Below are 22,625 nucleotides of genomic sequence, written 5' to 3' on the forward strand. Positions count from 1 at the left end.
TTGGCCATTACTTGACCGCCCCGAAGGTAAGGCCGCGCACCAGTTGCTTCTGCGACAGCCAGCCGACGATCAGCACCGGCGCGACCGCGAGCAGCGACGCCGCGGAGAGCTTCGCCCAGAACAGCCCCTCAGGGCTCGAGTACGACGCGATGAACACCGTCAGCGGCGCGGCGTTCGAGCTGGAGAGGTTGATGCTCCAGAACGCTTCGTTCCACGAAAGAATGATCAACAGCAGCGCGGTAGATGCGAGCCCCGGCACCGCCATCGGCATGAGCAGATAGACGATTTCCTGCCAGGTGGCCGCGCCGTCCATGCGTCCGGCTTCGAGAATGTCTTTGGGAATCTCGTTGAAGTACGTGTACGCCATCCACACTGCGATCGGCAGATTGATGAGCGTGTAGACGATCACCAGCCCGCTCACGGTATCGAGGAGCCCCGAGTTCTTCCACAGCAGGTAGATCGGCACGAGCACACCCACCGAAGGCATCATCTTGGTGGAGAGCATCCATAGCAGAATTCCCTGCGTGCGCTTGTTCGGGAAGAACGCCATCGCGTAGGCCGCGGGCACGGCAAGGATCAGGCAGACGATCGTCACGCCGGCCGAAATCATCACCGAATTCCACGCGAATGCGAAGTAGTTGCTGCGCGCGAACACCTCTCTGAAGCTGTCGAGCGTGGGCAGGAAGAAGATCGTCGGGATATAGGCCTGCTGCTCGGTCTTGAACGCCGTGATCGTCATCCAGAAGATCGGGAAGAACAGCGCGATCGCGATCAGCCAGGCAAGCAGCCCCGGCAGCACGCGCCCGATGAACTGCATCGGCGACGAATGCTTGACCGCGTCGGGCGATTGCGCGGGCGTAGCGGTAATCTGGCTCATTTTTCGTACTCCCCTTTGAGGTTGCGCGCGAGCATGCGCACGAGGAAGAACGACACGATGTTCGCCAGCACGACGGCGAGAATGCCGCCAGCCGAAGCGATGCCCACGTCGAACTGCTGCAGGCCCATCGAGTAGATCAGGTAAGTGAGGTTGGTGGTCGCGTTGCCGGGACCGCCGCCCGTGGTCGTGTAGATCTCGGCGAAGATCGACAGCAGGAAGATGGTTTCCATCATCACGACGACGGCAATCGCGCGGCGCAGGTGCGGCAGCGTGATGTAGAAGAACAAGGCGATCGGGCCTGCGCCGTCGATCTTCGCGGCTTCCTTCTGCTCCTGGTCGAGCGACTGGATCGCCGTGAAGAGAATGAGGAACGCGAACGGCAGCCACTGCCACGCCACGATCATGATGACCGCGGTGAGCGGATAGACGGCAAACCAGTCGATCGGCGTCATGCCTATCGAGCGCATGGCGATGGCCACGAGGCCGTACACCGGATGCAGGATCATGTTCTTCCAGATCAGCGCGCTCACCGTGGGCATCACGAAGAACGGCGCGATCGCGAACAGGCGCGCCACGCCCTGACCGATGAACTTGCGGTCGAACAGCACCGCCATCAGCACGCCGCCGACCACGGTGATCACGAGCACCGCCACGATCAGCTCGATGGTGTGCACGATCGACGGCACGAACGAGGGATCGGTAGCAAGGAACCTGTAGTTGTCGAAGCCCGCGAACCCCTTGAGATCGGGGTTCAGCAGGTTGTATCGCGTGAACGAATACCAGATCGTCATCGCGAGCGGGATCGTCATCCACAGCAGCAGCACCGCCACGGACGGCGTCACGAGCCAGCGTGAGGCCGAGCGGCGCGATTCGACCTGCTGCGGTTTCTGTGGCGTGCGCGCTCGATTGAATATAGGCATGGGGAGATGGAGATGACGCATGAGGACCACCCTTCTCGGTTGCGCGCCTCTATGGAACACGGCGCGGCATCGGCTGTCGCGAGTGCGCGCGCCGCGCCGGGTCGCCCGGCGCGCGCACTCGCGCTACTACGCTGGCTGCCTGAACGGCGCAGCCCGACTTCCCGCAGTTACTTCTGATACCCGGCTTGCGCCACGGCACGGTTGGCAGCGGCGTTACCGGCAGTCAGCGCCTGATCGACGCTCATCTGCCCTGCCACGGCGCCCGCAATGCTCTGGCCCACGACCGTACCGAACGACTGGAACTCAGGAATCCCGACGAACTGGATACCCGTGTACGGCACCGGTTTCGCAGTCGGATGCGTCGGATCGGCGGTCTGGATCGCCTTCAGCACGAACTCGGAGAACGGCGCGGCCTTCTTGTACTCGGGATTCTGATAGGTCGAAATGCGCGTACCCGAGGGCACCGAAGCCCAGCCCTCGTCCTGCGCGACCATCTGGACGTACTCTTTCGAGGTGGCCCATTCGATGAACTTCTTCGCGGCGTCCTGCGACTTCGACGACTTCGGCACCGCGAGCGCCCACGACCACAGCCAGTGCGCGCCGTTGGGCGTGGCTTCAGTCGGCGCGGCCGCGAAGCCGATCTTGTCGGCCACCTGCGACTGCTGCTTGTTGTAGAGGATGCCGGCTGCCACCGTCGCGTCGATCCACATCGCGCACTTGCCCGACGACATCAGCGTGAGGTTTTCGTTGAAGCCGTTCGAGCTGGCTCCCGGCGGGCCGTCCTTCTTCAGCATGTCGACGTAGAAGTTCACCGCCTTCTTCCACTCTGGCGAAGTGAGCTGCGCCTGCCACTTTTCGTCGAACCAGCGGCCGCCGAAGGTGTTCGCGACCGTCGTCACATACGCCATGTTCTCGCCCCAGCCGGCCTTGCCGCGCAGGCAGATGCCGTAGGTGCCGGCGGACTTGTCGGTGAGCTTGTCGGCGAAGTCCTTGATCTGGTCATAGGTCGGCTGCTCGGGCATCTTGAGGCCCTTCTTGTCGAACAGATCCTTGCGGTAATACGTCATCGAGCTTTCGACGTAGAACGGCAGCGCGTAAAGCGTGCCGTTGTACGAGAGGCCATCGCGCGCGGTCTTCACCACGTCGTCGAGGTCGTAGCTCGCGGGCAGGTTCGTCATCGGCACGATCCAGCCGCGCTTGCCCCATTGCGGCGCCTCGTAGGTGCCGATCATCATCACGTCGAACTGGCCGCTGTTGGTCGTGATGTCGGTGGTGGCACGCTGGCGCAGCACGTTTTCTTCGAGAATCACCCAGTTCAGCTTGATGCCCGGATTGGCCTTTTCGAAGGCCGGCGAGAGCTTCTTCAGCTCGATCATGTCCGGGTTGTTCAACATCGCGATCGTGACGGTCTGCGCGTGCGCGGCGCTCGCCGCCGCGACGAGTGCACCCACGCTCGCCGCTCGACTTATGCACTTTGCGGCGGTCTTCATTGCTGGCTTCATGACGTTGTCTCCTTGTTCGTTGCGTTATGTCTTGCTGCAGCCGGGCTGCTGTCGTGATGCGTTGGGCAAGGGTTGCGGGAAATTCAGCTCATCCAGTTTCCGCCGTCGACGTTGAGGGTCTGCGCGGTGATGTAATCGGCGTCGGCGGAAGCGAGAAAGAGCGCGGCGCCCGTGAGGTCCTCGGGCAGGCCCATGCGCCCGAGCGGCACGGCCTCGCCCACGAGGCGCTTCTTCTCGCCGGGCGGTCGATGCTCGTAGCGTGCGAAGAGCGCGTCGACCTGCTCCCACATGGGCGTGTCGACCACGCCCGGCGCGATGCCGTTCACGTTGATGCGATGGGGCGCGAGCGCCAGCGCCGCCGACTGCGTGTAGCTCAGCACGGCGGCCTTGGTTGCGCAGTAGTGGGAGACGAGCGCTTCGCCGCGGCGGCCCGCCTGCGACGACATGTTGATGATCTTGCCGCCCTGGCCCTGCTCGACCATGCGGCGCGCCACGGCCTGCATGAGGAAGAACATGCCCTTCACGTTCACCGCGAAAAGACGGTCGTACACGTCCCAGGATTCGTCGAGGAGCGGGCGCATGTCGAAGAGCGCCGCGTTGTTGAAGAGGATGTCGATGCGGCCGAAGCGTTCGACCGCGCTCTCCACGATGCGATCGATGTCCTCACGGCGGGTGACGTCGGCGGAGATCGCGAGCACGCGCTCGGGGTACGCGGCGGCCAGCGTTGGCGCGACGGACCCGGCGGGCTTCACGTCCACTAGCACGCAGCGCGCGCCTTCGTCCAGATAACGCTGCGCGACCGCCTCGCCAATCCCGCTCGCCGCGCCAGTCAGCACGGCTACCTTGTCCTGCAAACGTCCGGCCGCCGGGGTCGCGGTGTGTGCCACAGGTGTCTCCAATTTCGTTCGTGCGGGGCGCGCCCGGCAGACGCTCCAGAGGAGCAGCTGAGCGATCGCCCGACATGTGAGCATTTGCTCTGTCGTTGATCGAATGATCGGATACGAGTTGGAGACTGTCAAGGCGAACAAACGCGATTGGCCGAGATTTCGATGGTGCGACGCGCAAGCCTCCACTCGCTGCGGCCTGCAGAACCGGCCCCCTGACCGGACGACGAGCTGACTCGCCAATCGAAGTGATACGTTATATCATCTCGCCTTCGCGACGCCGACGCGACCGCGTCCGCTTTCAGGCTCCCTATAGACAAGGATAGAACCATGATCACGTTCAGCCGCGCCAACTGCACGCCCCGGGCTGCCACCACAGACGCGCGCCGTCGCGTCACGCTCGCGCGCCTCGCGGGCGGGCTCGCGCTCGCGCTGGTCGGCGCGTTCGGCGGCGCGAGCGCCGCCCTGGCGGCGCAGGCTGTCAGCGCCACGATTCCGGTTGTCGCGGCGGAGAACTTCTATGGCGATGTCGTCAAGCAGATCGGCGGTAATTACGTGGACGTGGCGAGCATCCTGAGCAACCCCGACCAGGACCCGCACCTCTTCGAGGCCAGCCCGAAGACCGCGCGCGCGCTTCAGAATGCGCGCGTAGTGGTGTACAACGGCGCCGATTACGACCCGTGGATGACCAAGCTGCTCGGCGCCACCGGCGCCGGCAAGAACGGCGCCAACCGCACGACGATCGTCGCGGCGGACCTCGTCGGCAAGAAAGCGGGCGACAATCCGCACCTCTGGTACGACCCGAAGACGATGCCCGCCGTGGCGCGCGCCGTGAGCGCCGCGCTCGGCGCAGCGGACCCCGCGCACAAGAGCGTGTACGATGCCAACCTGGCAACGTTCCTCGCCTCGCTGCAGCCGGTCGACGCCAAGGTCGCGGCGCTGCGCGCGCACTACCAGGGGCAGCCCGTCACGGCGACGGAGCCGGTGTTCGGCTATATGTCGGATGCGATCGGCCTCGACATGCGCAACCTGCGCTTCCAGCTCGCGGCGATGAACGACACCGAGGCAAGCGCCTCGGACATCGCCGCGTTCGAGCGCGACCTGCGCGAGCACCGCGTGCACGTGCTGATCTATAACAGCCAGGCGACCGAGGCGCTCACGCGGCGCATGCTGGCGCTGGCGAAGCAGTCGAAGGTGCCGTCCGTGAGCGTGACCGAGACGCAGCCGGCCGGCGTGACCTTCCAGCAATGGATGCTCGCGCAGCTCGACGCGCTCGACAAGGCGCTGGCAGCGGGAACAGCAGGGCAACACTAACCGTATTCAGCAAGGACAGATGTCATGACCGGGGCCGGCTCTTCGCCCACCGATATCGCTTCATCGCGCAACGCACAGCATAACGGCGCGCACCGCGCGCCCACGCCTGTGCTCACGCTAGCGGGCGTGACGCTGACGCTCGGCGAGCGCACGATCCTGCGCGACGCGAACTTCGCGGTGAACCAGGGCGAATTCATCGGCGTGCTCGGCCCGAATGGCGCGGGCAAGACCACGCTCATGCGGGCGATTCTCGGCCTCGTGCCGGCCTCGCACGGCGCGATCCGCGTGCTGGGCGAGCCGGTCGCGCGCGGCAACGCAAAAATCGGCTACATGCCGCAAACGCGCACGGCGCTCGCGAGCCGCCGCGTGCGGGGCCGCGACTTCGTGGCGATGGCCGCCGACGGCCACCGCTGGGGCCTGCCGCGCGCCGACGCCGCCACGCGCGCCGACGTCGCGCGCGTGCTCGATCTCGTGGGGGCGACAGCACTGGCGGACCGCCCGCTTTCGGAGCTTTCGGGCGGCGAACGCCAGCGCCTGCTGCTCGCGCAATGCCTGCTCGGCGACCCGAAGCTGCTGCTGCTCGACGAGCCGCTCATCAGCCTCGACCCCAACCACCAGCGCGGCGTGGTCGAACTCGTGCGCCGCGTGCAGCGCGAGCTCGGCATCGCGGTGCTGTTCTCCGCGCACGAACTCAACCCGCTCCTCAACGCGCTCGATCGCGTGCTCTATCTCGGCAACGGCGTGGCCGCGCTCGGCAGCGTGGATGAAGTCATCACCGCGCCCGTGCTCTCGCGCCTCTACGGCTCGCCGATCGAAGTGATGCGCATGAAGGGCCGCATCTTCGTGATGTCGGGCGACGTGGAAGTCGAAAAGCACGACCACGAGCATGAGCACGACCATGGCCACGACCACGGCGGCCATGGCCACGCGCACGGACATGCCCACGGCGACAACAACGACAACACACACGGCCACACGCACGATGCTTGAATACGATTTCATGGTGAACGCCTTCGCGGCGTCGGGCATCGTCGCGGTGCTCGCCGGCGTGGTCGGCTATTTCCTCGTGATGCGCGGTCAGACCTTCGCGGGCCACGCGCTCTCGCACGTCGGTTTCACGGGCGCGACGGGCGCCGTGCTGCTCGGCGTCTCGCCGATGTGGGGCATGGTGGGCTTCACGCTCGCCGCCGGCGTTTCAATGGGCGCGCTCGGCGAAAAGCTCGCGGGTCGCGATGTCGCGATCGGCGTGATTCTTTCGCTCGCGCTCGGCTTCGGCCTGCTGTTTCTGCACTTCTTCACGTCGTATGCCACGCAGGTCACGGCGCTGCTGTTCGGCAACGTGCTGGGCGTGAATCGCGAGACGCTCGGCGTGCTGGCCGCCCTCGCCGCGGCGAGCCTGGCGGCGCTGGCCGCCATCATGCGGCCGCTGCTGTTCGCCTCGCTGCAGCCCGAACTCGCCGAAGCGAAGGGCGTGTCGCTGCGCGCGGTCTCGATGCTGTTCCTCGCCATCGCCGCGCTCGCGGTGGCCGCGTGCACGCAGATCGTCGGCGTGCTGCTCGTCTTTACGCTGATGGTCGGTCCGGCCGCCGCCGCGCAGAATCTCACCACGCGTCTGTCCACCGGCCTCGTGCTCGCCGCGCTGCTCGCGCTCGTGCAGGCGTGGCTCGGCGTGACGCTCGCGTTCTACACCGACTGGCCCACCAGCTTCTGGATCACCGCGCTCGCCGCGCTCGTCTACGGCGCGAGTCTGATCGGGCGTCGCTAGGACGCTGGATGCGCCAGGAAAAAGGCGTTGCCCCTCGCGGTGGCAACGCCTTTTTTGCTTCTACGGCTTCACCTCGATGAGCACCTCGCCGGCGCGCGGACCGATGCCGGTGCGAACCAGGTTCGAACGCGGCCGTATAGATCGATGAAGCGCGCATAGCGCTGCGCGAGCGCGGCGTCTTCGCGCGGCGACGCCACTTGCGTCGCGGCCGGCGCAAGCACCGCGAGGTCGCTCATGCGCCAGTGTCCACAGGCGAGGCCGCCCAGCATCGCGGCGCCGCGCGCCGCTGCGTTCGGGCAGTCGATCGCGTAGAGGTCCGCGTCGAGCGTGTCGGCGAGCAACTGCCGCCAGCGCGCATCCACCGAGCCGCCGCCCGCGAGCTTGAGCGTCGGCACACTGCGCGCATCCCGCGTGTCTCCATCGGCGGCTTCACGGGTGCTGCGCACGGCATCGAGGCCTGCACGCAACGCAAACGCGACGCCCTCGAACGCCGCGCGCATGAGCGTGCCGCGCGAGTCGCCGAGCGCAGCGCCCAGCCAGCCGCCGCGCGCCGCGGGGTCGAGCCACGGCGAACGCTCGCCGCTCAGGTAAGGCAGGAACGCGAGCGTCGCCGACGGCGGCACGGCGAACGCATCCGCGTAAGCCGAAGCCCAGTCGTAGGCCAGCCAGCCGCGTGCCGCTTCCAGCGCCACGCCCACGTTCTGCATGGCGGCCATGGTGTACCAGCCGCCCGTCGCCGAGCGGTAGCGATGCAGCCCGCGCCGTGCGGGCGGCTCGCTGCGCGCGGTCACGACGATCTGGCCGCCTGTGCCCGTCGTGAGGAGCGCGTCGCCTTCGTCGGCCAGGCCGGTGCCGAACGCGGCGCAAGGCGTGTCGCCCGCGCCCGTCGCGAGCACGATGCCGGCGGGCAGCCCGAGCGCCTGCGCGGCTTGCGCGCTCAGCGCGCCGCTCGCTTCATGCGACGCGGCCAGCGGCGCAAACCACCGCGCCGGCAGTCCGAGGCGCTCGATCAGCGCGAAGTCCCACGTGCCGTCGGGTGCGGCGAGCGCCGTCGCGCACGCATCCGACGGATCGGCTTTGACTGCGCCACCGAGCGCCACGCGCAGCCAGTCTTTCGGCTGCAGCGCCCAGCGCGCGGCTTGTGCGACTTGCGGCTCGTGCTGCAGAACCCAGCGCAGCAGCGGCCCCGCCATGCCAGGGGCCACGGGGTTGGACTGCGGATGTTCGGGGTCGTCGGGCCAGGCATCGAGCAGCGCATGCGCGCGCGTGTCGGGCCAGAGCATCGCGGGGCGCAACGCGCGGCCCGCTTCGTCGGTGAGCACGACGCCGTGCATCTGTCCGGAAAAGCCGATGCCACGCACCGCGGCGCGCTCGCTCTCCGGCAGTCGCGCGCAGGCCACGACGAGCGCGTCCCACCACCGATCCACGGCGATCTCGGCCCAGCCGGGCTGCGGTGTTTCGAGCGCATAGGCCACGCTCGCGGCGGCACGCTCGACGCCATCGCCATCGATGATGCCGAGCTTGAGTGAACCGGTGCCGAGGTCGATACCGAGAAAACGCGTCTGCGATGGGCTCATGGGCAACGATGTGCGAGGTGGGTGAGGACGGGAAGAACGATCATACCGGCGAGCACGCCGCCGAATGTGCGTTGAGCGGGGATTCAAACCTGCCGCGAACCCGCGTGCAACGCAGCCGATTTCGACGCGAATCATGCCCATTTGCGGGTTAACCCGGTGGGTGTTCGCGGGATGCAAAATGGCTCACATTGCGCATTCGAAATAGAGATCATAACGACGCTGCCATAGATGACATGACCCGCTGGGCATCGCCGGCCTCACTTCGAGCCACCTGCACGCGCTCCGCCATGGCGCCGTACCGCCACGCCGCGCCGCGGCACCCACAGCGCGAAGCCGCCCAATCGCCGCAAACAGGGGGCTCCCCGCCTTGAGCCGCCGTACGCGCGGTCCGAACCGGCGCCTCACGACGCCGCCATGATGCCGCCACGCGCGCCGATCCCACCCTTATGTCGCCGGCCCGTCCCGACGGGCGCATATCGTCGCCGGAAAGCGCGGAATAGTCTCCAGTGGTCTTGTTGCATATTTTCTTACCGCATACCTTGGAGGCCATACCCTTAAACCAAGAGACGGAGACAGACGACATGCAAGCCAAGGGCATTGAGGACCAGGCCGCCCAGCGGTCTGGCCAGAAGCAGGTCCACCCCTGCGACGAGCGCCTGCCGTTCAGCCAGCTGCTGACACTCGGCATCCAGCACGTGCTCGTGATGTACGCAGGCGCGGTGGCCGTGCCGCTCATCGTCGGCGGCGCGATCGGGCTGCCGAAGGACCAGGTCGCCTTCCTCATCAGCGCCGATCTGTTCGCCTGCGGCATCGCCACGCTGATCCAGACGCTCGGCCTGTGGATCTTCGGCATCCGCCTGCCCGTGATCATGGGCTGCACGTTCGCCTCGGTGGGTCCGATGATCGCCATCGGCACCAATCCGTCGCTCGGCCTGCTCGACATCTTCGGCTCGACCATCGCGGCGGGCGCAATCGGCATCGTGATCGCGCCGATGATCGGCAAGCTGCTGCGCTTCTTCCCGCCTGTTGTGGTGGGCACCGTGATCGCAGTGATCGGCCTCTCGCTCATGGAAGTGGGCATCAACTGGGCCGCGGGCGGCGTGGGCAACCCCGACTACGGCAACCCGATCTACCTCGGCCTCTCGCTGCTCGTGCTGATGCTGATCCTGCTCATCAACAAGTTCGGGCGCGGCTTCATCGCCAATATCTCGGTGCTGCTCGGCATCGTCGCGGGCTTCGCCATCGCGCTTGCGCTCGGTCGCGTGAACCTCGAAGGCATGGCCAGCGCGCCGTGGGTCGGCATCGTCATGCCGTTCCACTTCGGCATGCCCAAGTTCCACATCCTGCCGATCGCGACGATGGTGATCGTGATGTTCGTCACCTTCATCGAATCGACGGGCATGTTCCTCGCCGTGGGCGACATGGTCGAGCGCCCCGTCGATCAGGCCACGCTCGTGCGCGGCCTGCGCGTCGACGGTCTCGGCACGATGATCGGCGGCATCTTCAACTCGTTCCCGCATACGTCGTTCTCGCAGAACGTGGGCTTGATCGGCGTGACGGGCGTGAAGAGCCGCTATGTGTGCGCGATGGGCGGCGTGATTCTCGTGCTGCTCGGCCTCTTTCCGAAGATGGCGCAGATGGTCGCCTCCGTGCCCGCCTTCGTCCTGGGCGGCGCAGGCATCGTGATGTTCGGCATGGTGGCGGCGAACGGCATCAAGGTGCTCTCTCGCGTGGACTTCGTGAAGAACCAGCACAACCTCTTCATCGTGGCCGTGAGCGTGGGTTTCGGCCTCGTGCCGGTGGTGTCGCCGCACTTCTTCGCCAAGCTGCCGCCCGCGCTTTCGCCGCTGCTCCATAGCGGCATCCTGCTCGCTTCGGTTTCGGCGGTGGTGCTGAACCTGATCTTCAACGGTGCGAAGAGCGAGAAAGCCGCCGAGCGCGCCATCCGCCGCGCCGGGCACGATTTCGAAGGCCGCCCCGATGCCGCGCCGACGCCGGATACGGGCCACGAAATGCCGCGCTCGGCCGCGCACTGAGTCGATCTCACTGCACTGATCGAACCGGGTTTGAATGTATTGAGTTGACGCGAGAGGTGCCCCGCTCGCAGGTGCCCATCCATACACAGGCGGGCGGGGTCTTTTGCTGGTTCGGCGCCATGGGAAACCATGGCGCTTTTTTTTTGCTAAAGCATTGCCAGGCCGTTCTGCAAACGTGGACCTCACGGCGTCCTGGTCAAGGCGTGCGCAACGGGCAAGTACCTGGCCAGGATGCTCAGCATGGCAGCGGCCTCAGCCTTCGACACCGGCGGAAATGGTGAAACGTAGGAGGTCCCGTTGCGACGTTCGTGGGCTTTCGTGATGAAGGCAAATTCCTGCGTGGTCACGCCCAGCGATGTGGACACGCGCTGGATGGCCAGGTTACGGCCAGCGTCTTTGATGCGCACTTCGTAGCATTCCAGAATGGCGTGGACCAACTGGAAATAGCCTTCATAGGCCAAGGTGAAGACTTGCAGATGTCGGCTGGGATCCAGTCCATCCGCTGCGGCCTTATAGTCGGCCGCGTTACGCAGGAAACTGGTGATCGCCCCGGGCGTGGGGGTGACCGCCTCGAAGGCTTTTGTCTTGATGAGGTTCTCGTATTCAGCAGGGCGCGGCATCACAGTATTCTCAGAGTGGGACCTTGTGCGATTTGCGCAACGATAGCGTCAGAAGCTACCAACGCAGCCCATTCAGAAGGCTCATACAGCGAGAAATTGACGGGGCGCAACAAACGTTGCTCGGCCGCATGCAGGGCCTCGGATAGCTCGAGGAGCGGAACGCTCCCGATAACAATCAGGTCGAGATCGCTTCGACCTCCGTCGGTGCCTTTGGCCACGGAGCCGAAGACGAACGCCGACGTGATGTGTTCGGCAAAAGGCGCGAGGGCTTCTTTCAGCGGCTCCGCAACGGCGAATGACTTGCGCGCGATGCTAAGCAACTCGGGATAGAGAACAAATTCGGTATTCGCGCGGATGCTTCTCTGCCGACCTCGTCGAGCATCTTCCTGAAGTACACCGACCGCAACCAGTCGGTCCACCTGCTTTTGGGCGCTACCGCGCCCACTATCGGCAAGACGCAGCAGTTCCTGGAGCGTAAAACTGCGGTCGGGCTGCAGCAGCGTGGCACCGAGAACTCGTTGCAGGCCCGGTGTGAGGAGAAAGTCGGCAAGGCCCACAGCAGATCCTCTTATTAGGTATATATAACCCCATTATAGGGATTAACAGGAAAATCCCCAATACAGGGACAAAAATCCCTAAAATAAGGATTCGCGAGGACTCCGATCAGCACCCACAGCGTCGTGGTATTCGACAACGTGTGCGCGTAGCGCCTTGGCTTCTGGAGAAACCAAAGAAAACGCCCCAGTCATTGACTGAGGCGTCCGTTTGCTACTTCACGCGCTTACGCGTTTAACACGCGACGAAGGGCATCATCCCGCCGTAGCCGCCGAAGCCGCCGCCGGCGCGCTGGCCGCGCCGTAATCGGCTGGCGCATCGGGCTCGCGCGGCGTCTCGCCTGCATGCGCGATCCAGCCGCCGCCCAGCGCGCGATACAGATCGACGAGGTTGGTCAGGCGCGCAAGGCGCGCCGTGACGAGCGACTGCTGCGCCGTGTAGAGGCTGGTCTGCGCGGCCAGCACCGGCAGATAGCTGTCCACGCCGTTTTTGTAGCGCAGTTCCGATAGCGTGAGCGAGCGCTGGTTCGCAAAAGTGCTGCGCTCGAGCGCGGCGATCTGCTCGTCGTAGGTGCCCCGTGCAGCCAGGCCGTCGGCCACTTCGCGGAACGCCGACTGGATCGACTTCTCGTAGTTGGCGATCTCGATGCGCTTCTCGACGTTCGCGAGTTGCAGGTTCGCGATGTTCGAGCCGCCTTCGAAGATCGGCAGCGTGATCTGCGGCACGAAACTCCATGCCGCCGTGCCCGCCTTGAAGAGGCCGCCGAGCGAGAGGCTTTCGGTGCCGAACGCCGCCGTGAGCGAGATCTTCGGGAAGAACGCCGCACGCGCCGCGCCGATATTGGCGTTTGCCGCAAGCAGCGTTTGCTCAGCCTGCATGATGTCCGGACGACGCGTGAGCAGATCAGAAGGCAGGCCTGCCGGAATGTCGTTGACCAGCGGCTGGCCGTCGAGCGGCAGGCCTTGCGGCAGATCCGCCGGCAGCGGCTCGCCGATCAGCAGCACGAGTGCGTTTTCGGCCTGGGCGCGTGCGCGAAGTTGCGCCTGCATGTTGGCCTGCGCGTTCTCGACCACGGTCTGCGCCTGACGCAAATCGAGCTCGGTGCCGGTGCCCGTATCGAACTGCGCCTTCGCGATGTTGTACGAGTCCTGCGCCGTCTTGAGCGTTTCCTGCGTGACCTTGAGCAGGTCGTCGTCGGAGAGCATGGTCAGGTACTGGTCCGCGACTTCCGAAACCAGCGTGATTTCCGCTGCCTTGCGTGCATACGCCGTCGAGAGGTACTGCGCCAACGCCTGGTCCTTCAGGCTGCGGATGCGCCCCCAGAAGTCCAGCTCCCACGACGCCTGCACGCCCACGTTGTAGACGCTGTACGGGTTCGGACTGTTCGGTGTGGTCAGCAGATCCCTCGGTGTGCGCGTGCGCGTGTCCGTGGCCACGCCGTTGATTGCCGGGAACAGCTCCGCGCGCGTGATCTGATACTGCGCGCGCGCCGCCTCGACGTTGAGCACCGACACGCGCAGATCGCGGTTGTTCTTCAGCGCGATGTCGACGAGCTGCTGCAGACGCGGATCGACGAAGAACTCGCGCCAGCCGATGTCGGTAGCCGCGGCGCCATTGGCGCTCGGGGCGGCCTGGCCGTTCTGGCCATTCGCGCCCCCGGCAACCGGCTGCGTCGCGTACACGCCGCCTTGCGGGAAGCTCTGCGACACCGGCGCTTCAGGCCGGTGGTACCACGGCTCCATCGTGCAACCCGCGAGGAGCGCAGCGGCCGCTGCAATTACGGATAGTTTATGCATCTCAATGTCCTTCCTTGCCCGGGCCGTCGCCGTTGCTGCCGTCGTTGCCGCCTTCACCGCCACGGTCATTGCCACCCTGAGCGCCACCACCATTCGCGCCGCCGCCCTGCTCCTGGTCATGGTCGTGCGCGTGGTGCTCTTCGTAGTGCTGGAGCGCGACGTCCGCGTCCTCCTTCTCGCCGGCGAACTTCGCGCGAATCACCACGAAGAACATCGGGATCATGAAGATCGCGAGGAACGTGGCCGTGATCATCCCGCCGATCACGCCCGTGCCGATCGCGTGCTGCGAAGCCGAACCCGCGCCGTTACTGATCGCGAGCGGCAGCACGCCGAGAATGAACGCCATCGACGTCATCAGAATCGGCCGCAGACGCAGTCGCGAAGCTTCGAGCGCTGCCTCGATCGGTCCCATCTTCCCTTCGGCCTGCAGGTCGCGCGCGAACTCCACGATCAGAATCGCGTTCTTCGCCGACAGACCCACAGTGGTTAGCAGGCCCACCTGGAAGAACACGTCGTTCTCGAGGCCGCGCAAGGTCACCGCCAGCAGCGCACCGAGCACGCCGAGCGGCACCACCATGATGACCGCGAACGGAATCGACCAGCTTTCATACAGCGCCGCGAGACACAGGAACACGACGAGGATCGAGATGCCGTACAGGATCGGCGCCTGCGAGCCCGACTGGCGCTCCTGATACGAGAGCCCCGTCCATTCGTAGCCGATACCCGCGGGCAGCTTCGCCGCGATCTGCTCCATGGCCGTCATGGCCTGGCCGGTCGACTTGCCCTGCCCCGCCTGACCCTGGATTTCCAGAGAGGAAATGCCGTTGTAGCGTTCGAGCTTCGGCGAACCGAAGGTCCAGCGGCCTTTCGCGACCGAGCCGAACGGCGCCATTCCGCCCGCGCTGTTGCGCACGTACCAGAGGTTCATGTCCTCCGGCGTCATGCGGAACGGTGCATCGGCCATCACGTACACCTTCTTGATACGGCCGTCCGTGTCGAGGAAGTTGTTCACGTACGCCGACGCCCACGCGATCGAGAAGGTCTGGTCGACCGCGGCCGCCGTCACACCGAGCGCCTCGGCCTTTTCGCGGTCGATGTCCACGGTGAACTGCGGCGTGTCGTTCAGGCCGTTCGGGCGCACGAGTGCGAGCGTCGGATCCTTCGCAGCCATGCCGAGCAGCATGTTGCGCGCTTCCATTAGCTTCTCGTGACCGAGACCTCCGCGGTCCTGCAATTCGAAGTCGAAGCCCGACGCGGTGCCGAGTTCAGGAATCGAAGGCGGATTCACCGGGAACACCATCGCGTCCTTGTAGCCCGCATAGTGCATGAACATACGCCGCACCAGCGCCTGGACCTTCTGGTCCGCGTTCTGACGCTGCTTGTAGTCCTTCATCCGTACGAACACGAGACCCGAGTTCTGGCCACGGCCCGCGAAGCTGAAGCCGTTCACCGTGAACACCGACTCGACGATGCTGCCTTCGTCCTTGAGCAGCCAGTTCTGGATGTTGGCGAGCGTGCGTGCCGTCGTTTCCTGGGTCGAGCCCACGGGCGTCTGCACGATCACGAACATCGTGCCCTGGTCTTCATCGGGCAGGAACGACTTCGGCAGGCGCACGAACAGCAGGCCAACCGCGACGATCACCGCGAGATAGATGATGAGCCAGCGGCCCGAGCGCTTGATCACGTGGTGCACGCCGGAGTGATACTTGTCGCGGCTCGTCTCGAACGTACGGTTGAACCAGCCGAAGAAGCCCTTCTTCTCTTCGTGATGACCCTTCGGAATCGGCTTGAGGATGGTCGCGCACAACGCCGGCGTGAGAATCAGCGCGACGAGCACGGACAGCACCATCGCCGCCACGATCGTGAGCGAGAACTGCCGGTAGATGGCGCCGACCGAGCCGCCCGAGAACGCCACCGGCACGAACACCGCGGAAAGCACGAGCGCCACGCCAACGAGTGCGCCGGTAATCTGGCCCATCGCCTTGCGAGTGGCCTCCTTCGGCCCTAACCCCTCTTCCACCATCACCCGCTCGACGTTCTCCACGACCACGATCGCGTCGTCCACCAGCAGGCCAATGGCGAGCACGAGACCGAACATCGACAGCGTGTTGATCGAGAAGCCCACCGCCGCCATGATCGCGAACGTGCCCAGCAGCACCACCGGCACCGCGATCGTCGGAATCAACGTCGCGCGCAGATTCTGCAGGAACAGGTACATCACGAGGAACACCAGCACGATGCCTTCCAGCAGCGTCTTGATCACTTCCTCGATCGACAGGCGCACGAACGGCGTCGTGTCATACGGGTACTTCACGACGAGACCGTGCGGGAAGTACCTCGAGAGGTCGTCGATCTTCTGGCGCACGAGCTTCGCGGTCTGCAGCGCGTTGGCGCCCGTCGCGAGCTGAATGCCCAGACCGGCCGTCGGCGCACCGTTGTACTTCGTGTCGAAGTTGTAGTTTTCGCCACCCAGACCAATACGCGCCACGTCCTTCAAGCGCACCTGCGAGCCGTCCTGGTTCACCTTCAGCAGGATGTTGCCGAACTGTTCGGGCGTCTGCAGCAGCGTCGATTCGGTGATGGTCGCCTGGAACGCCTGCCCCGCCACCGCCGGCGTGCCGCCCAGCTGACCGCCCGCGATCTGCACGTTCTGCGCGGTGATTGCCGCTGTGACGTCGGTTGGCGTTAGCTGGAAGTTCGTGAGCTTGTTTGGATCGAGCCACACGCGCATCGCGTACTGCGAGCCGAACAGCGTGACCGTACCCACGCCGTCGATACGGCTGATCGGGTCTTTCACGTTCGACGCCACGTAGTTCGCGAGGTCGTACTTGGTCATGCTGCCGTCTTCGGACACGAACGCGAGCACCAGCAGGAAGCTGCTGCTCGATTTCGTGACGCTGATGCCGAGCTGCTGCACCACCTGCGGCAGGATCGGCGTGGCGAGCTGCAGCTTGTTCTGCACCTGCACCTGCGCGATGTCGGGGTTGGTGCCCGCCGCGAAAGTCAGCGTGATCGTAGCCGTACCCGAGTCATCGGAAGTCGACGAGATGTACAGCAGGTGGTCGAGACCGCTCATCTGCTGCTCGATCACCTGCGTGACCGTGTTTTCCACCGTCTTGGCCGATGCGCCCGGATAGTTCGCGCTGATCTGGATGGAAGGCGGCGCGATGGTCGGATACTGCGCGACCGGCAGCGTGAACACCGAGGCCACACCCGCCAGCATCAGGATGATGGCGATCACCCATGCAAAGATTGGGCGATCAATAAAGAACTTTGCCATGAAGCAGGCTCCCCGTTATTGCGCTGCGGAGGCGGCAGGTGCAGCCGAGGCAGCCTTCGGCCCCGATGCGGCGCTGGCGGCGTTCGCGTAGCCCGAAGCCGTTGCCATGTCGGCCGAAGGCGCGCCCTGCGGCGGCGGCGGCGGCAGCTGCGCGGGAACCGGCTTGACCTGCGCACCCGGCTTGACCTTGTCGGTGCCCTGAACGATCACGCGGTCGCCGGCGTTCAGACCGCTCTGAACGACCCAGTCCTGACCCTGCGTGCCCGCCGTGGTGATCGGCGTCGGCACGACCTTGTTGTCCTGGTTGACGACGTACACCGAGGCCTGCCCCTTCTGGTCATGCTGTACGCCGACCTGCGGCACGAGGAACGCGTTGTTGTTGATGCCTTCTTCGATGCGCGCGCGCACGAACATGCCCGGCAGCAGCACGCGGTCGGCGTTCGGGAAAATCGCGCGAACCGTGACCGAGCCCGTGGTCTGGTCGACGGTGACGTCGGAGAACTGGAGCTTGCCCTTTTCCGAATAGGTGCGGCCGTCTTCGAGGACGAGCGAGACCTTGGCGGCGTTCGGGCCGTTGGTCTTCAGGCGTCCTTCCTGGATCTCGCGGCGCAGCTTCAGGCCTTCGAGGCTGGACTGCGTGACGTCCACGTACATCGGATCGAGCTGCTGCACCGTCGACATCAACGTGGCCGCGCTCGCCTGCACGTACGCGCCCGGCGTGACCTGCGAGATGCCGACCTGGCCCGAGACCGGCGAAGTGACGTCGGTGTAGCCGAGGTTGATCTGTGCCGTGTCGACGGCGGCCTTGCCGGCGGCGACGTCGGCTGCGGCCTGGCCCTGGGCGGAAATGGCGTTGTCGTAGTCCTGCTTGCTCACCGCGTTGGCCTGCACCAGCACCTTGTAGCGCGCGACCAGCGCGTTCTGCGTGACGAGGTTGGCCTGCGCCTTGGCGAGCGTGGCCTTGGCATTGTTCAGCGCAGCGATGTACGGCGCCGGATCGATCTTGTAGAGCCGCTGACCGGCCTTGACGAGCGCGCCTTCGGTGAATTCGCGGCGCAGCACGATGCCGTCCACCCGTGCGCGCACTTGCGCGACGAGATAGGCACTGGTGCGGCCGGGAAGCTCGGAGACGACCGGCACGGCGGACGGCTGGACGGTGACGATACCCACTTCGGGGGTTTGCGGCGGCGGCGCCGACTGCTTTTGCCCGCAGGCTGCGAGCACGATGGCAGCCGTCGCGACACTGATTAGGCGGAATGGAACCCGTTCGACGCGCATGGAGCGACCTCTGTCTATAACTGACAATAAAAGCGTGCGGCGTCCTGCAACGAGGAGGACGACCACGCACGCCAGCATCTGGCAAATACCTGACGGATAAACCCGGTACTTCTTCTAGAAGGCGCGTTCCGGTCTGCACATCCGTCCGGGCGATACTGCCACGCGCCGCCGCGAGAGGCGTCGCGCATTGGGGTTTCTACGACCACTTGGCCAAGGACGGATATTAACCGGACATCACCATTTGAGGCACCCAGGTGGTGGGGTGCTATTATAGATACATTCGCGAACGAATGTAAAAGGACGTTACTTAACCGTTGAGGGGTGCTTCAGGAGCGATCCGCGCATCACCTCCATATTACAAATCAATACATTACGGTTCGCACCCCAAATACGTTCATTCACCCCCAACCTGCTGCAACGCACCGACTTTACAAAATGGCCCGCCGCACGAAAGAGGAAGCGCTGGAGACGCGCAACCGGATCCTCGACGCCGCCGAACACGTCTTTTACGAGAAGGGCGTGTCGCGCACTTCGCTGGCCGACATCGCCCAGACCGCGGGCGTGACGCGCGGCGCGATTTACTGGCATTTCGAGAACAAGGGCGACCTGTTCACGGCCATGTTCGACCGCGTGGTGCTGCCGCTCGACGAGCTGAAGGTGGCATCGACGGATCCCGGCGAGCCCGACCCGCTCGGGCGCATGCGCGATCTCTGCATTCTGTGTCTGCGCAATACGGCGACCGACGTGCGCCGCCGCCGCGTGTTCGAGATCCTGTTCCTGAAGTGTGAGTTCGTCGAGGAGATGGGCCCGGTGATGGCGCGCCATCAGACCGATATGCGCGAGGGCCTGGCGAGCATCGAACAGGGTTTGCGCAATGCGATGTCGAAGGGCCAGCTGCCCGCCGACCTCGACGCCAAGCGCGCTTCGCGCGTGCTCCATTCGTTCATCGGCGGCGCGCTGCGCGATATGGCGATCCTGCCGGACGCGTTCGACGTGGCGAGCAACGCCGAACTGCACGTCGACGCGATGCTCGACGCGCTGCGCTTCAGCCCGTCGCTGCGCATCGGCGCGAGCGCGTCGCAAGCCTGACGCCTACGCGCGCAGTTCCCGGATCGAACCAGGCGGCCCACCGACGGGCCGCCTTTTTCTTGAGCGCTCAGGCCGGCACGCGGGTCGCCCGGGCCCGTTGATTCGACGCGTAGATGTTGTCGCGCGCGAGCGGCACGCCTTGTTCGACGGCGGCAAGCCAGGCATCCGTGTTCACGACCGCAGCGAAACGCGTGTGCATCACTGCGCTGAATACGCGGTGGATCTCCTCGGCGCTCGCCGTTCCCGCCTCGTTTGCATACGGCACCGAACCGGTCGCATCGGCGAGAAACTCCACGGCAAGACCCGCGTGGGTCGCCTCGAACACCGTCGAGGCGTCGCAGTTATGCGTCATGTAGCCCACTACCGTGAGCGTGTCGATGCCGCGATCGGTCAGCCAGGCCTTGAGATCGGTGCCCGCGAAGGCGCTCGGCAGCGCTTTTTCGACGTAGTGATCGCGCTCGCGCGAGGCCACGACCGGATGCAGTTCGGCGCCCACGCTGCCGCGCGCAAAGAGCGGCGAGTCCGCCGGGGCGAAGTTCTGCATCACCACGACCGGCACGCCGGCCGCGCGCGCAGCGTCGATCGCGCGGCCGATATTGGCAAGCGACGTCTCGATGGGGGGATATTCGATCGGCAGATCGCCGCTGACATATTCGTTCTGCACGTCGATGACGACGAGCGCCCGGCGCGGATTCGCGGACATGGCCATGCCTCCTGGGTTTGAAAGGAACCGACCGGTCCGAAGACGCGAAGTCGATGGCGGGATTGTGGCGCCGCGAGCGCCCACGCGACAGTGGCCCGGACGACAACTTTCGCTAGAATCGGGCCATTCCTCTTCGGGACTCGTCATGGCCACCGCTACTCGTCAGGCTCCGTCACCGGCCCCCTTGCGCGTCGCCGTGATCGCCTTCGACCGCATCAGTCCGTTCCATCTCTCGGTGCCTTGCGTCGTGTTCGGCGAAGACCGCAGCGAAGGCGGCGTGCCGCCGTTCGAACTCGCAGTCTGCGCGGCGGAGCCCGGCACGCTCACCACCACGGCAGGCTTCACGATCGGCGCGCCGCAGGGCCTCGAGGGGCTGCGCGGCGCGGACGTGATCGTCGTGCCGAGCTGGCGCGACACCCACGAGGCGCCACCCGCCGCGCTTTGCGACGCGCTGCGTGACGCGCACGCGAGCGGCGCGATCCTCGTCGGGCTCTGCCTCGGCGCCTACGTGCTCGCGCATGCGGGCCTGCTCGACGGCCGCCCGGGCACCACGCACTGGGCCGCGGCGGACGACTTCGCGCAGCGCTTTCCGGCCGTACGCTTCGATCCCGGCGTGCTCTACATCGACGACGGCGACCTGCTGACCTCGGCGGGCACCGCGGCGGGACTCGATTGCTGCCTGCATCTCATGCGGCGGCTGTGCGGCTCGGGCGCCGCGAACTACGTGGCGCGGCGGCTCGTCGTGCCGCCGCATCGCCAGGGCAACCAGGCCCAGTACGTACAACAGCCGCTTGCGGCGCCCGGGCGCGGCGAGCGGCTGCCGGGTCTGCTCGACTGGATTCGCGCCCACCTCGACGCGCCCCACACGCTCGACTCGCTCGCGCAGCGCGCCCTGATGAGCCGGCGCACCTTCACGCGCCAGTTTCGTTCGACGACGGGAACGACGGTGAGCGCGTGGCTGCTCGGCGAGCGCCTCGCCCGCGCGCAGCAGTTGCTCGAAAGCACCGATCAGCCGATCGACGCGATCGCCCAGCGCGCGGGCTTTGGCTCGGCCGCGTCGCTGCGTCAGCATTTCGTGGAAGCGTTCAGGATTTCGCCGTCGGCGTGGCGGCGGGAGTTTCGGGGGGTGTAAGCGGTTCGATGAGCGGTTCGACGCTCGGCGCACCTTGCGCGCGCCGGGCAGCGCCGAATTCAGGTCCCGGTGAACCAGCGCGCAGCATAAAGCAGCAACGCCACGAAAAAGATCATCGCAGCCCACGCCCAATAGGGCATGGCGTGCTGCGGCGGCTCGTGATTCAGCGTGCTTGCGGCGCGGCCCGAGAGCGTTCCGCCCGCGTGGTGCTGTGGCAGGATATGCGCACGCCGGGCGAGACCGGCGAGGTTGATCGGCCGCAGGAACACATGCTGCCGGCGCGGCTGCTCGCCCGCCACGCGGTTCGGCGCCTGGCCGTGCTTGACCGCAACCACGGCGCAGAACTCCGTGAAGAAGTCGTCGGCCAGTTCGTGCAGCGCGTTCTCGATCTGGCGCGGCGGCAACTCGGAAAGCGGGCCCGTGAGCGTGGCCCACACCGAGTAGTCGATCCGCGTGCTCACATCCTTGCCCGTACCCGGCTCCCGCGCCGTGGCGCGCTCTTCGGGGCGCAGCGCGACGTCGATCTGGCCGCGCAGCGAGCCGATGCCGTCCGCGCGGGCGCGAAAGCTCAGCACGCGCCGGGGCGTGAGGGGCACCTGCGCCGTGTCATTGGCAATGTGGGCGCGCACTTCATAGCGTGCGCGCAGCGGCCCGAGCGGCACCGTGAGGGTGATCGCGTATTCGCCGGGGCCGAGCCGCCTGAACGACTCGCAATGCTCCATGCTCGCGCGCACGAGCGCGACGTCCTGCAGCGCCGCCCAGACGGCGGCCGGTTCGAGCGGAATTCTCAACGCGTCGTTCAGTTCCATGGCGGCTCCCCCTATGCAAGCTACCGGGCCATTTCAGGAGGTCTGGTCGATCCGGTCCACGCGAGTCGCGTAGAAAGCCAGATACCCCTTGATGCCGCTTGCGTCATCGAGCGGCGCTTCGTAGCTCCAGGCCGCGTCGTCGACGCGCCCGTCTTCGGTACGCAAATGGAAATACGTCGCCTCGCCCTTGAACGGGCAATGCGAGGTCTGTCCGGAGCGTTCGAGTCGTGCCATGTTCACGTCTGCGCGCGGAAAGTAGAAGACGTCGGGGTAGCCGGTTTCGCAAAGGGTGACGGCGTGCAGCGTATCGGCAATGGTGATGCCGCCATGAATCACGCGCACGCGGTGACGGTTCGCAACGAGTTCGATGCGATGGTCCGCATCCGGTTCGACCGCCATGTTCGGTTCCCCTGTTGGTTGGCGGCGCCTGCGGCGCCCTGCGCTCACCGGGCGGCAGGCCGCACCGGTTCGCGTGGCACGCCGCCAGG

18 protein-coding genes and 1 pseudogene are annotated in these 22,625 nt (G+C 65.8%); 6 read left to right on the top strand and 13 right to left on the bottom strand.

Going from position 1 to position 22,625, the window contains the following annotated elements; translation table 11 throughout:
- Window positions 1-7 precede the first annotated feature (7 nt).
- The 4 genes and pseudogenes from AB3X98_RS08375 to AB3X98_RS08390 form a co-directional block, all read right to left on the bottom strand.
- On the bottom strand, window positions 8-877 hold the full coding sequence (locus AB3X98_RS08375) for a carbohydrate ABC transporter permease (RefSeq protein ID WP_069262826.1): 870 nt from the start codon (window positions 875-877) through the stop codon (window positions 8-10).
- Window positions 874-1,731, bottom strand: a pseudogene (locus AB3X98_RS08380) (carbohydrate ABC transporter permease); the annotation flags it as partial. The gene AB3X98_RS08375 and the pseudogene AB3X98_RS08380, both read right to left, overlap by 4 nt.
- A 233-nt stretch (window positions 1,732-1,964) precedes the next feature.
- Window positions 1,965-3,299, bottom strand: a complete 1,335-nt coding sequence (locus tag AB3X98_RS08385) for a sugar ABC transporter substrate-binding protein (protein WP_342948460.1) — start codon at window positions 3,297-3,299, stop codon at window positions 1,965-1,967.
- A gap of 83 nt (window positions 3,300-3,382) precedes the next feature.
- Entirely contained in the window at window positions 3,383-4,186 is an 804-nt protein-coding gene (locus AB3X98_RS08390) for an L-iditol 2-dehydrogenase (protein ID WP_368607031.1), read from the bottom strand.
- A gap of 327 nt (window positions 4,187-4,513) precedes the next feature.
- On the opposite strand from AB3X98_RS08390, the gene AB3X98_RS08395 reads away from it, so the two are divergent.
- From AB3X98_RS08395 to AB3X98_RS08405, 3 genes are read left to right on the top strand one after another with little or no spacing between them, the layout of a single operon-like run.
- The gene (locus AB3X98_RS08395; protein ID WP_368607032.1) at window positions 4,514-5,497 is read left to right on the top strand and encodes a metal ABC transporter solute-binding protein; all 984 of its coding nucleotides are present in this window, start codon (window positions 4,514-4,516) and stop codon (window positions 5,495-5,497) included.
- Between the two features lie 24 nt (window positions 5,498-5,521).
- Complete coding sequence (locus AB3X98_RS08400) at window positions 5,522-6,487, top strand: ABC transporter ATP-binding protein (RefSeq protein WP_342948459.1); 966 nt, start codon at window positions 5,522-5,524, stop codon at window positions 6,485-6,487.
- Window positions 6,480-7,262 (top strand): metal ABC transporter permease, encoded by a 783-nt coding sequence (locus AB3X98_RS08405; RefSeq protein WP_368607033.1) that lies wholly within the window; start codon window positions 6,480-6,482, stop codon window positions 7,260-7,262. The genes AB3X98_RS08400 and AB3X98_RS08405 overlap by 8 nt, the downstream gene beginning before the upstream one ends.
- A gap of 68 nt (window positions 7,263-7,330) precedes the next feature.
- Here AB3X98_RS08405 and AB3X98_RS08410 read toward each other — a convergent pair whose 3' ends face one another.
- Window positions 7,331-8,839 (bottom strand): xylulokinase, encoded by a 1,509-nt coding sequence (locus tag AB3X98_RS08410; protein WP_368607034.1) that lies wholly within the window; start codon window positions 8,837-8,839, stop codon window positions 7,331-7,333.
- 581 nt (window positions 8,840-9,420) lie between these two features.
- Between AB3X98_RS08410 and AB3X98_RS08415 the strand changes: the two genes are divergently transcribed.
- Complete coding sequence (locus AB3X98_RS08415) at window positions 9,421-10,875, top strand: nucleobase:cation symporter-2 family protein (RefSeq protein ID WP_069262833.1); 1,455 nt, start codon at window positions 9,421-9,423, stop codon at window positions 10,873-10,875.
- Between the two features lie 182 nt (window positions 10,876-11,057).
- Here AB3X98_RS08415 and AB3X98_RS08420 read toward each other — a convergent pair whose 3' ends face one another.
- The 5 genes from AB3X98_RS08420 to AB3X98_RS08440 all read right to left on the bottom strand — a co-directional run bounded on the left by AB3X98_RS08420 (window position 11,058) and on the right by AB3X98_RS08440 (window position 18,404).
- Window positions 11,058-11,495 (bottom strand): hypothetical protein, encoded by a 438-nt coding sequence (locus AB3X98_RS08420; RefSeq protein WP_368607035.1) that lies wholly within the window; start codon window positions 11,493-11,495, stop codon window positions 11,058-11,060.
- Window positions 11,495-12,052 carry a nucleotidyltransferase domain-containing protein gene (locus AB3X98_RS08425; RefSeq protein WP_368607036.1) on the bottom strand — a complete coding sequence of 186 codons (558 nt, stop codon included), beginning with the start codon at window positions 12,050-12,052 and terminating at the stop codon, window positions 11,495-11,497. The genes AB3X98_RS08420 and AB3X98_RS08425 overlap by 1 nt, the downstream gene beginning before the upstream one ends.
- Window positions 12,053-12,304: 252 nt before the next feature.
- On the bottom strand, window positions 12,305-13,846 hold the full coding sequence (locus AB3X98_RS08430; protein ID WP_368607037.1) for an efflux transporter outer membrane subunit: 1,542 nt from the start codon (window positions 13,844-13,846) through the stop codon (window positions 12,305-12,307).
- 1 nt (window position 13,847) lies between these two features.
- Complete coding sequence (locus AB3X98_RS08435) at window positions 13,848-17,126, bottom strand: efflux RND transporter permease subunit (RefSeq protein WP_368607038.1); 3,279 nt, start codon at window positions 17,124-17,126, stop codon at window positions 13,848-13,850.
- A 15-nt stretch (window positions 17,127-17,141) separates the two neighbouring features.
- Window positions 17,142-18,404, bottom strand: coding sequence for an efflux RND transporter periplasmic adaptor subunit (locus AB3X98_RS08440; protein ID WP_069262836.1), 1,263 nt, complete (start codon window positions 18,402-18,404; stop codon window positions 17,142-17,144).
- Between the two features lie 435 nt (window positions 18,405-18,839).
- Between AB3X98_RS08440 and AB3X98_RS08445 the strand changes: the two genes are divergently transcribed.
- A complete protein-coding gene (locus AB3X98_RS08445) occupies window positions 18,840-19,493 on the top strand; it encodes a TetR family transcriptional regulator (RefSeq protein WP_069262837.1) in 654 nt (217 codons plus the stop codon).
- 67 nt (window positions 19,494-19,560) lie between these two features.
- Here AB3X98_RS08445 and AB3X98_RS08450 read toward each other — a convergent pair whose 3' ends face one another.
- Complete coding sequence (locus AB3X98_RS08450; RefSeq protein WP_368607039.1) at window positions 19,561-20,202, bottom strand: cysteine hydrolase family protein; 642 nt, start codon at window positions 20,200-20,202, stop codon at window positions 19,561-19,563.
- 139 nt (window positions 20,203-20,341) lie between these two features.
- Between AB3X98_RS08450 and AB3X98_RS08455 the strand changes: the two genes are divergently transcribed.
- Window positions 20,342-21,328 carry a helix-turn-helix domain-containing protein gene (locus AB3X98_RS08455; RefSeq protein WP_368610231.1) on the top strand — a complete coding sequence of 329 codons (987 nt, stop codon included), beginning with the start codon at window positions 20,342-20,344 and terminating at the stop codon, window positions 21,326-21,328.
- Between the two features lie 59 nt (window positions 21,329-21,387).
- On the opposite strand, the gene AB3X98_RS08460 is transcribed toward AB3X98_RS08455, so the two are convergent.
- On the bottom strand, window positions 21,388-22,137 hold the full coding sequence (locus AB3X98_RS08460; protein ID WP_069262840.1) for a CoxG family protein: 750 nt from the start codon (window positions 22,135-22,137) through the stop codon (window positions 21,388-21,390).
- Window positions 22,138-22,170: 33 nt separating this feature from the next.
- Complete coding sequence (locus AB3X98_RS08465) at window positions 22,171-22,536, bottom strand: DUF427 domain-containing protein (RefSeq protein ID WP_069262841.1); 366 nt, start codon at window positions 22,534-22,536, stop codon at window positions 22,171-22,173.
- Between the last annotated feature and the right edge of the window lie 89 nt (window positions 22,537-22,625).

Origin of the sequence: Paraburkholderia sp. BR14312 (genome assembly GCF_040948675.1) — a bacterium.
Classification (GTDB): Bacteria; Pseudomonadota; Gammaproteobacteria; order Burkholderiales; family Burkholderiaceae; genus Paraburkholderia; species Paraburkholderia nodosa_A.

Excerpts from the sequence above, each read along its gene's own strand:
- AB3X98_RS08375 (WP_069262826.1), bottom strand. The coding sequence starts at position 877 with ATGAGCCAGATTACCGCTACGCCCGCGCAATCGCCCGACGCGGTCAAG.
- AB3X98_RS08385 (WP_342948460.1), bottom strand. The coding sequence starts at position 3,299 with ATGAAGCCAGCAATGAAGACCGCCGCAAAGTGCATAAGTCGAGCGGCG.
- AB3X98_RS08395 (WP_368607032.1), top strand. The coding sequence starts at position 4,514 with ATGATCACGTTCAGCCGCGCCAACTGCACGCCCCGGGCTGCCACCACA.
- AB3X98_RS08400 (WP_342948459.1), top strand. The coding sequence starts at position 5,522 with ATGACCGGGGCCGGCTCTTCGCCCACCGATATCGCTTCATCGCGCAAC.
- AB3X98_RS08405 (WP_368607033.1), top strand. The coding sequence starts at position 6,480 with ATGCTTGAATACGATTTCATGGTGAACGCCTTCGCGGCGTCGGGCATC.
- AB3X98_RS08410 (WP_368607034.1), bottom strand. The coding sequence starts at position 8,839 with ATGAGCCCATCGCAGACGCGTTTTCTCGGTATCGACCTCGGCACCGGT.
- AB3X98_RS08415 (WP_069262833.1), top strand. The coding sequence starts at position 9,421 with ATGCAAGCCAAGGGCATTGAGGACCAGGCCGCCCAGCGGTCTGGCCAG.
- AB3X98_RS08420 (WP_368607035.1), bottom strand. The coding sequence starts at position 11,495 with ATGCCGCGCCCTGCTGAATACGAGAACCTCATCAAGACAAAAGCCTTC.
- AB3X98_RS08430 (WP_368607037.1), bottom strand. The coding sequence starts at position 13,846 with ATGCATAAACTATCCGTAATTGCAGCGGCCGCTGCGCTCCTCGCGGGT.
- AB3X98_RS08435 (WP_368607038.1), bottom strand. The coding sequence starts at position 17,126 with ATGGCAAAGTTCTTTATTGATCGCCCAATCTTTGCATGGGTGATCGCC.
- AB3X98_RS08440 (WP_069262836.1), bottom strand. The coding sequence starts at position 18,404 with ATGCGCGTCGAACGGGTTCCATTCCGCCTAATCAGTGTCGCGACGGCT.
- AB3X98_RS08445 (WP_069262837.1), top strand. The coding sequence starts at position 18,840 with ATGGCCCGCCGCACGAAAGAGGAAGCGCTGGAGACGCGCAACCGGATC.
- AB3X98_RS08450 (WP_368607039.1), bottom strand. The coding sequence starts at position 20,202 with ATGGCCATGTCCGCGAATCCGCGCCGGGCGCTCGTCGTCATCGACGTG.
- AB3X98_RS08455 (WP_368610231.1), top strand. The coding sequence starts at position 20,342 with ATGGCCACCGCTACTCGTCAGGCTCCGTCACCGGCCCCCTTGCGCGTC.
- AB3X98_RS08460 (WP_069262840.1), bottom strand. The coding sequence starts at position 22,137 with ATGGAACTGAACGACGCGTTGAGAATTCCGCTCGAACCGGCCGCCGTC.
- AB3X98_RS08465 (WP_069262841.1), bottom strand. The coding sequence starts at position 22,536 with ATGGCGGTCGAACCGGATGCGGACCATCGCATCGAACTCGTTGCGAAC.